This is a genomic window from Devosia sp., from assembly GCF_041917035.1.
Lineage (GTDB): Bacteria > Pseudomonadota > Alphaproteobacteria > Rhizobiales > Devosiaceae > Devosia_A.
On record NZ_JAYRYM010000226.1, the window covers coordinates 1 to 6,203 of the forward strand.

Consider the following 6,203-nt stretch of genomic DNA (forward strand, 5'->3'; position numbering starts at 1 on the left):
CCCGCGGCGCCCCTTGCCGCCCTGCGCAACTATATCGGCTCGGTCGCCGTCTCGGCCGATGGCCGCCTCGTCGGCGTCTCCTCGCCCGAGGGCAACACCATCCTCGCCCTCGATCCGGACACGGGTGGCGTGGTGGCGACGCTCGGCCTCGACAATGTCTGCGGCGTCGCCCCGGACGGCCCGGGCCTCCTCGTCTCGAGCGGCACCGGCCACCTCGCGGGTTTTGCCGGTTCCCCAGCCCCGCTCACGACGTTCGAACTGAACTTCGACAACCACCTGCGGCGACTGAAACCGGTGTGAACGCCCCGGCACGGCGAGAAGGCGCCCAACAATTCCCCAAGCCGGATCAACAATCCCTCAACCGGCCTATGCTCTACTTCGCCCGTTTCATGTGGAGTATCGCATGTTTTGGAAGATATTGGCCGTTGTTCTTACCCTGATCACCGTCAGCGGCATTCCGGATCTACTGGTGGGGCCGCTGGAGCCGCGCCACTGGATAGGATTGGGATTTTCGATCATCGGGCTCGTCGGTTTGTTCGCCTATGCATTCGGCTGGTCGATCCTTGGCCAGAGGTTCTGGTTCCCCTTTGCCCTCGCCTACGCCGCCTGGCTCGCCTTCGGCATGGTCGCCAACGGCCTGTCCGCCTGGCCGTTGTTCACGCGCGGGCGCTCGACCGATGCCGCCGGTCTCGCCGTCGCGATCGGCGTTCCACTGCTCATTTCGGTCCTGCAATGGCTGCCGGTCTGGCGCTATGCCAACGGGCGTACCGTCGACTGACAGACCCGCCTCCGGCTCACACCGGCGCCGGGGCCGTCGACTCCCGCAGTACCAGTTCCACCGGCCAGACCTCGTGGATGGAGCCGGGGTCCTTGCCCTCCTGCATCAGCAGGATCAGGTCGGCGATGCGGGCCCCGGCGGCGCGGATCGAGGAGCGCGTCGTCGACATCGAGGGCACCATGTTGTCGGCGTTGAGGTACGGGAACACGTCGTCATGGGCGATCATCGAGACGTCGCGGCCCAGTTCGAGCCCGGCCAGGCGCAGGGCACGGAAGACGCCGAGCGCGGTCATCATCGAGCCGGCGAGGAACGCCGTGGGGCGGGGGCGGCGCTCGAGGAAGGCCTGGGCGAGGCGGAAGCCGTTCTCGTCGGTGAAGCGGCCGCCGCCGATCAGCTGCGGGTCGGGCACGAGGCCGCGCGCCAGCATGGCGCTCTTGTAGCCGCGGTCGCGGTGGATGGCGAAGGTCTGTTCCTCCGGCCCGTTGATCATGGCGATGTGCCGGTGTCCGAGGTCGATCAGGTGGCTGGTGGCGCGCCGGAAGGCGCCCTCGTTGTCGATGTCGAGGAAGGCGTGCGGGATGCCGACTTCGGTGCGCCCGTGCAGCAGGAACGGCAGTCCCAGTTCGGTCAGCTCGGCGATGCGCGCGTCCTTCGGGGTGGGGGCCGAGATCACCACGGCGTCGACCCGCTTGCTGGCGGCGAGCCGGCGGTAGACCGGCAGTTCATCGTCCTCCTCGATCGGCGCGACGACCAGGTCGATCTCGTTCTGGGCCAGCCGCTCGGAGATGCCGGAGAGGAATTCCGACACGTGCGGACCGAAATGCATCGAGCGCTGCAGCGGCAGCGCGACGCCGATGGCGCCGGAGCGGCCGGTGGCGAGGCGTCGGGCCGCGACATTGGCCCGGTAGCCCAGTCGTCGCGCCGCCTCGCTGACGCGCTGCCGGGTGGCCTCGTTGACCTCGGGAAAGCCATTCAGGGCCCGGCTGACGGTCGTTTGCGACAGCCCGAGCTCGGCGGCCAAGTCTTTGAGTTTCATCGTCAAAACCAGATACACCCATACATGTCGGTCGCCGCGCGGGCGGCCGCGACACGATCGCACCCGCGCACAGCCGCGCCGGCGGCTGCACGCCGCCCGCGAGCTCCTCCTCCTCGAGGCAGGGCATTCAAAGCGATTTGGAAGCGAAGCGCAAGTGGGCTGTCCGGCCCCGATTTCCTGAGGTACGAACCTCATCGCATGCGACAGCGATTCTGCCATGACGACGAAGTTCCCCATATAACTATCTGTAATACATGAACAATTCTATCAACCGTCACTCCCGCGACGTGGAATCGTCCGAATCCTGCTTGACAGCGTTTCGCTCACGAGACTAATTTCCGGCTCAAAGCGCTTTGAAGACATTCCCGGACGGGGACATCGTTCGGGATCGGAGCGTTTGAGGGAGGAGTTCTGGTGCCGGCCGACGCCCGTTTTGGGTGCCGTCCTCCACTCGTCTGCCTCCCGGTCAACCAGTCCCTTGGGAGGTATACCAATGAAACTGAAGTCCCTGATCGCGGGCCTGCTTGCCGGCGCCACGCTCGGCGTGATGGCGGCCCAGGCGGCCGATCTCGCCATCGTTTCGGGCGACACCGGCAATGGTCTCGAGTTCCTGCGCTCGCAGCTCGATCGCTTCGAGGCCGAGACCGGCAACAAGGTCACCATCGTGCCGATGCCGTCGTCGACGACCGACCAGTTCGGCCAGTACCGGCTGTGGCTCGCCGCCGGCAATGCCGATATCGACGTCTACCAGACCGACGTGATCTGGGCGCCGCAGCTCGCCGACCAGTTCCTCGATCTGACCGAGGCCGCCAAGGACGTCGTCGGGAACCACTTCCCCTCGATCATCGAGTCGCAGACCGCCAACGGCAAGCTGGTGGCGCTGCCCGCCTTCACCGACGCCCCGGCGCTCTACTACCGCAAGGACCTGCTCGAGAAGTACGGCAAGTCCGTGCCGACCACCTGGTCCGAGCTGGCGGCGACCGCCAAGGAGATCCAGGACGCGGAACGTGCTGCCGGCAAGGCCGACATGCAGGGCTTCGTGTTCCAGGGCAACGCCTATGAAGGCCTCACCTGCGACGCCCTCGAGTGGGTGAAGTCGTATGGCGGCGGCCAGATCGTCGAGCCCGATGGCACGATCTCGATCAACAACGCGCAGGCCGCGGCCGCGCTCGAGATGGCCAAGAGCTGGGTCGGCACCATCGCGCCGCAGGGCGTGCTGGCCTACCAGGAAGAAGAGAGCCGCGGCGTGTGGCAGCTCGGCAATGCCGTGTTCATGCGCAACTGGCCGTATGCCTTCCAGCTCGGCAATGGCGACGACTCGGCGGTGAAGGGCCTGTTCGACGTGGCTCCGCTGCCGATGGGTGAAGGCGAGGGCGCCCGCTCGGCGGCCACGCTGGGCGGCTGGAACATCGCCGTCTCCAAGTACTCCAAGAACCCGGACGAGGCGATCAAGCTCGCCCTGTTCCTGTCGTCGGCTGACGTGCAGAAGGAACGCGCTCTCAAGCAGTCCAACCTGCCCACCATCGTCTCGCTCTACGACGATGCCGACATCGCCGCGAGCCAGCCGATCATCCCGCGCTGGAAGGACGTGTTCCTCAATGCCGTGCCGCGTCCGTCGGCGCCGACCAAGGTGAAGTACAACGAGGTCTCCTCGCTGTTCTGGTCGGCCGTCCACGACACGCTGTCGGGCAATGGCACCGCCGCCGAGAACCTCGAGCTGCTCGAAGCCAAGCTGACCGAGCTCAAGGGCGGCGATACCTGGTAAGGTCCTAGACCTTCACGCGGCGCGGACGGCACCCCCTCGTCGTCCGCGCCGTGGCGTCACTTGGCCAGCAGGAGCCCCTTTCGATGACCACGGAAGCCGCCGTCCCCAGTTCGCCGATCGTCCAGGCCCGGAAGATCGAGTCCGAACTGATGAAGTCCCGCGTCGCCGCGGCGATGTGGTTCCTCATTCCGATGCTGGCGGCGCTGGCCGTGGTGGCGGGCTGGCCGCTGCTCAGGACGATCTACTTCTCGTTCACCAATGCCTCGCTGACTGATCTCTACGGAGCCGAGTTCGTCGGCTTCAAGAACTACCTGAGCTGGACGACGCTGAAGAGCGGCCGGACCATCTTCTCCGGCCTGCTGGTCGATCCGGCCTGGTGGAACGCGGTGTGGAACACCGTGCGCTTCGCCGTCGTCTCGGTGGCGCTCGAGACGGTCATCGGCATGATCGTGGCGCTGGTGCTCAATGCCGAATTCAGGGGCCGCGGCATCGTCCGCGCCGCCATCCTCATTCCCTGGGCCATCCCGACGATCGTGTCGGCCAAGATGTGGTCCTGGATGCTGAACGACCAGTTCGGCATCATCAACGATCTGTTCCTCAACCTGGGCCTGATCAGCCAGAAGATCGCCTGGACCGCCAGCGTCGACACCGCCATGACCGCGGTGCTGATCGTCGACATCTGGAAGACGACGCCGTTCATGGCGCTGCTGATCCTGGCCGGGCTGCAGATGGTGCCCAAGGATGTCTACGAAGCGGCGCGCATCGATGGCGTGCATCCGGTCAAGGTGTTCTTCCGGGTGACGCTGCCGCTGGTGCAGCCGGCGCTGATGGTGGCGGTGATCTTCCGCCTGCTCGACGCCATGCGCATCTTCGACCTCATCTACGTGCTGACGCCCAACAGCTCGGCCACCAAGACGATGAGCGTGATCAGCCGCGAGAACCTGTTCGACTTCGACAAGTTCGCCTACGGCTCCGCCCAGTCGACACTGCTGTTCCTGATCATTGCCGTCATGACCGCCCTCTATATCTGGCTGGGCAAGGTCCGCTTCGACGGGGGAGACCGCTGATGGTCTGGTCGCTTGCCAAGAAGACCGGCTTCTACGCGCTGGTGGTGTTCATCGTCGTGGTGGCGGTGTTCCCGTTCTACTACGCCATCCTGACCAGCTTCAAATCCGGCACGGACCTGTTCCGCGTCACCTACTGGCCGACCTCGCTGTCGTTCGAGAACTACCTGAGCGTGCTCAATTCGGGCAGCTTCCCGCAGAACCTGCTGAACTCGGTGTTCGTCGCCGGCGTCACGGTGCTGCTGGCGCTGTTCCTCGCGGTCACCGCCTCGTTCGCGCTCAGTCGCGTGCGCTTCCGCGGTCGCGGGCTGCTGCTGATGACCATCCTCGCCGTGTCGATGTTCCCGCAGATCGCGGTGCTCGCCGGCCTGTTCGAGGTGATCCGCTTCCTCGGCATCTACAACACGCCGTGGGCGCTGATCTTCTCTTACACCATCTTCACGCTGCCCTTCACCGTGTGGGTGCTGACCACCTTCATGCGCGATCTGCCGATCGAGATCGAGGAGGCGGCGATCGTCGACGGGGCGACGCCCTGGGTGATCATCACCCGGGTGTTCATGCCGCTGATGTGGCCGGCGCTGGTGACGACGGGGCTGCTCGCCTTCATCGGGGCGTGGAACGAGTTCCTGTTCGCCCTGACCTTCACCTCGTCCAATGCCACCCGCACCGTGCCGGTCGCCATTGCGCTGCTGTCGGGCGGCAGCCAGTACGAAATCCCCTGGGGCAACATCATGGCGGCATCGGTGATCGTCACCGTGCCGCTGGTCATCCTCGTCCTCGTTTTCCAGCGCAAGATCATTTCCGGCCTGACCGCCGGCGGCGTAAAGGGCTAACAACCATGGCGCATATCGAGCTCAAGAACATCCGCAAGTCGTTCGGACTGGTGGACGTCATCAAGGGGGTCGACCTCGACATCCGCTCCGGCGAATTCATGGTGCTGGTCGGGCCGTCCGGCTGCGGCAAGTCAACGCTGCTGCGGCTGATGGCGGGCCTCGAGGACATCACCTCGGGCGAGATGCGGTTCGACGGGCAGCTGGTCAACGCGCTTGCCCCCTCGCGGCGCGGCATCGCCATGGTGTTCCAGTCCTATGCGCTCTACCCGCACATGACGGTCTACGAGAACATGGCCTTCGGCATGCAACTGGCCAAGTCGGGTCCGGAGGCGATCAAGCAGCGCGTGCACCAGGCGGCCGAGATGCTGCAGATCACGCCCTATCTCGAGCGGCTGCCCAAGCAGCTCTCGGGCGGCCAGCGCCAGCGCGTCGCCATCGGGCGCGCCATCGTGCGCGATCCCAAGGTGTTCCTGTTCGACGAGCCGCTCAGCAACCTCGATGCGGCGCTGCGCGTCGCCACCCGGCTCGAGATCGCCAAGCTGCACCACCAGATGCACACCGCCACCATGGTCTACGTGACGCACGATCAGGTCGAGGCGATGACGCTCGCCGATCGCATCTGCGTGCTGCGCGACGGCCTCGTCGAGCAGGTCGGCACGCCGCTCGAACTCTACGAGAATCCGCAGTCGCTGTTCGTCGCCGGTTTCATCGGTTCGCCCAAGATGAA

General features: G+C 65.7%; 7 protein-coding genes. 6 read left to right on the plus strand and 1 reads right to left on the minus strand.

The window, feature by feature from the left end; translation table 11 throughout:
• Together ACE3TU_RS17825 and ACE3TU_RS17830 are read left to right on the plus strand one after the other, a co-directional pair.
• A partial coding sequence (locus ACE3TU_RS17825) for a DUF1513 domain-containing protein (RefSeq protein WP_374626640.1) occupies positions 1-300 on the plus strand: 300 nt, incomplete at its 5' end.
• A gap of 103 nt (positions 301-403) precedes the next feature.
• A complete protein-coding gene (locus ACE3TU_RS17830; RefSeq protein ID WP_374626641.1) occupies positions 404-778 on the plus strand; it encodes a hypothetical protein in 375 nt (124 codons plus the stop codon).
• Between the two features lie 16 nt (positions 779-794).
• Here the strand turns inward: ACE3TU_RS17830 and ACE3TU_RS17835 are convergent, their stop codons facing one another.
• A complete protein-coding gene (locus tag ACE3TU_RS17835) occupies positions 795-1,814 on the minus strand; it encodes a substrate-binding domain-containing protein (protein ID WP_374626643.1) in 1,020 nt (339 codons plus the stop codon).
• Between the two features lie 547 nt (positions 1,815-2,361).
• On the opposite strand from ACE3TU_RS17835, the gene ACE3TU_RS17840 reads away from it, so the two are divergent.
• The 4 genes from ACE3TU_RS17840 to ACE3TU_RS17855 all read left to right on the plus strand — a co-directional run.
• Positions 2,362-3,579 carry an ABC transporter substrate-binding protein gene (locus ACE3TU_RS17840; RefSeq protein ID WP_374626649.1) on the plus strand — a complete coding sequence of 406 codons (1,218 nt, stop codon included), beginning with the start codon at positions 2,362-2,364 and terminating at the stop codon, positions 3,577-3,579.
• Positions 3,580-3,728: 149 nt separating this feature from the next.
• Entirely contained in the window at positions 3,729-4,646 is a 918-nt protein-coding gene (locus tag ACE3TU_RS17845) for a carbohydrate ABC transporter permease (RefSeq protein ID WP_374626651.1), read from the plus strand.
• Positions 4,646-5,476, plus strand: a complete 831-nt coding sequence (locus tag ACE3TU_RS17850; RefSeq protein WP_374626645.1) for a carbohydrate ABC transporter permease — start codon at positions 4,646-4,648, stop codon at positions 5,474-5,476. The genes ACE3TU_RS17845 and ACE3TU_RS17850 overlap by 1 nt, the downstream gene beginning before the upstream one ends.
• 5 nt (positions 5,477-5,481) lie before the next feature.
• A partial coding sequence (locus ACE3TU_RS17855; RefSeq protein WP_374626647.1) for an ABC transporter ATP-binding protein occupies positions 5,482-6,203 on the plus strand: 722 nt, incomplete at its 3' end.

Bases quoted from the DNA above. Each gene is read 5' to 3' on its own strand.
- ACE3TU_RS17840 (WP_374626649.1), top strand. From the start codon at position 2,362: ATGGCGGCCCAGGCGGCCGATCTCGCCATCGTTTCGGGCGACACCGGC.
- ACE3TU_RS17845 (WP_374626651.1), top strand. From the start codon at position 3,729: ATGAAGTCCCGCGTCGCCGCGGCGATGTGGTTCCTCATTCCGATGCTG.
- ACE3TU_RS17830 (WP_374626641.1), top strand. From the start codon at position 404: ATGTTTTGGAAGATATTGGCCGTTGTTCTTACCCTGATCACCGTCAGC.
- ACE3TU_RS17850 (WP_374626645.1), top strand. From the start codon at position 4,646: ATGGTCTGGTCGCTTGCCAAGAAGACCGGCTTCTACGCGCTGGTGGTG.
- ACE3TU_RS17835 (WP_374626643.1), bottom strand. From the start codon at position 1,814: ATGAAACTCAAAGACTTGGCCGCCGAGCTCGGGCTGTCGCAAACGACC.